Here is a 2133-nt window from a genome sequence, read left to right on the forward strand (position 1 = left end):
GTTAGGGACTTTGATATTGAGCATATGGTGCCCAGCTGGTTTGTACCTCCTGTTGGTATAATCGTGGCTGCGGTCACGAGTCAGGGTATGGGCTTTGAGTCTCTGGTCAAGATGCTGTTTATCTTTGGCCTGCTCTGCTATTTCATAAAGTTGCCCATCATGTTCTACCGCCTGATCTTCAAGAGCACTATTCCTGATGCGGCGCTGCCTACTTTTGCCATTATGGGAGCACCAGCCAGTTTGTCTCTGGCGGGTTATCTGACCATCACCGATAATCCCAGCCTGATCATGATCAGTATTCTGGCGCCACTGGCTATTTTCATGACGGTCATGGTGTATATGGCTTTTATTAAACTGCTGAGGCTGCCATTTTCACCTGGCTATGCCGCTTTCACCTTCCCAATGGTGATTGGTGCCACAGCATTGCTTAAGCTGGAAAGCAAAGTAAATGGTGTCTTTGCTGATCTCTTTTATCAGCTGGGGCTTATTGAACTCGTGGTGGCTACAGTCATTGTCACTTATGTTGCTATTCGCTATATCCTCTTTTATCTGAAGCCCCGCCCACAATTGGCATAACCTGAACAGAAAATAACTGGCTTGATCCATGTGTCCTGCCAGTCTTTTTTGAGTCCAACAGACTTCTATTACGGCTCTGCTGAACCATCCCATCTCGCTCAGAAGGCTCATGCAGTAGGTTAGCGCTGGGCAATATAAACCAGGATTCTTGAATTTTTTTGGAAATTAATAGTCCAAAGCACATGAAGCTTAAAAAAATTAAATACAGTCAATGGAGTGACTAATGAATATAAACTCTTCCAGAACAGATGCATACGGGCTTCATGAAAGCAGCCTTGTTAAAGAAAACGTTGGTGATGAGTTTGATTCAGGGCCGAGCGAAGTCAAGAGCTTTTCAAGAAAGCGCAGGGTTCAAGATAAATCCTCTGCGTTGGTAAAGCAGATACGACGACTTGGTTGTTTTCTGTCAGGTTGCAGTCGTCAGATGCCCAATCAGACTATTCCCGAGCGAACCGTTTCCCATTGGATTGCTACTGATGTTTGTGAGGTTGCAGATGTAGCCAGTAGCAAGGTGAACGTGACGTTTACCGCAGAGGAAGCGGCTGAACGTTTTCGAAATACCATTGAAAATCTTATACATACGTTGAAATATGACGAAATCGCAATGGAATATCTTGAAGATGATCAAAGAGAGGCAATAACCGGGATTTTTATTGATTTTATTTTATGTCAGGAAGGTCTGGTTCATGACCGGTGCTTTACGTTTGAAAGCAGTACCGATAAATATGTGGCTGGCAAGACCATCGGCCTTATGAGGATTGAAGAGATAGAGTCTTACCTGAATGCTATTTTTACCGAACAGGCAGCAGAGGCATCGAAATTTAATAAGCTTAGATTACGTTATAGCCTGGGTGACATGCTGATTGATTATCTTAACAAAAAAGAGAATGTACCGGATGATGTTACTCCAAAGGTTAAGGCTTCAGTTGACTTTCGCGTCTATGAAATTACGTACGAGAAATTGCTGAAGGAGATTTATCCATTTTTTCAAACCCTTCTTGCTGGAAGAGGCTTTTTTTCTGAGTTGGGCGTTGTCTTTAATTTTGCCGTCAAATTCAGGCAGCAACTGATTGATAGTGCTTGTGTACCGCTAACATCCAGCAATATGTTAACTGTTGGTCTGCGCACCAACGAAAGTAATATGAGAGAGTATTTTAATCAACATGTTATGGATGTTATTTTTTCCGGGCGCTGTGATGGTATTGTTAACGCCATGTTTGATGACACTTCTTTTGGAACTGACAATGAAGCGAAACCGGCAAACAGACCAAACCTTAAATTCGGTGAAGAGCTTGAATATGACGTTAAAGATTCCCGAGCCCGGCTTGATGATATTTTTACATATCGACTCAAAGACAAAGGGATGTGTTATCGTCGTATCGCTGACGAACGTGGTACACGATATGGCTTTGATGATAGCTTCACCGTACTCCCTTTTTATGACTCCCAGAGTTGGTTTGAAATAAACTGCACGCCTTATCATTCTGGTGACCAGCTTGCGGAATTATCTTTTGAGAAGGTGATTGAAGTCACTGATTCAATGCGCAAGGACGGATT

The 2133-nt window shown here is 43.0% G+C and carries 2 protein-coding genes; both read left to right on the plus strand.

Annotated features, from left to right (window positions below):
- Nucleotides 1-576: TDT family transporter (locus KDK19_RS19340; RefSeq protein WP_257292661.1), on the plus strand; the 576-nt coding region annotated here is incomplete at its 5' end.
- A 223-nt stretch (nucleotides 577-799) separates the two neighbouring features.
- Nucleotides 800-2133, plus strand: a 1334-nt coding sequence (locus KDK19_RS19345; protein ID WP_257292662.1) for a hypothetical protein, incomplete at its 3' end; no start/stop codon positions are given.

Origin of the sequence: Endozoicomonas sp. ONNA1, from assembly GCF_024606325.1 — a bacterium.
Lineage (GTDB): Bacteria > Pseudomonadota > Gammaproteobacteria > Pseudomonadales > Endozoicomonadaceae > Endozoicomonas_A.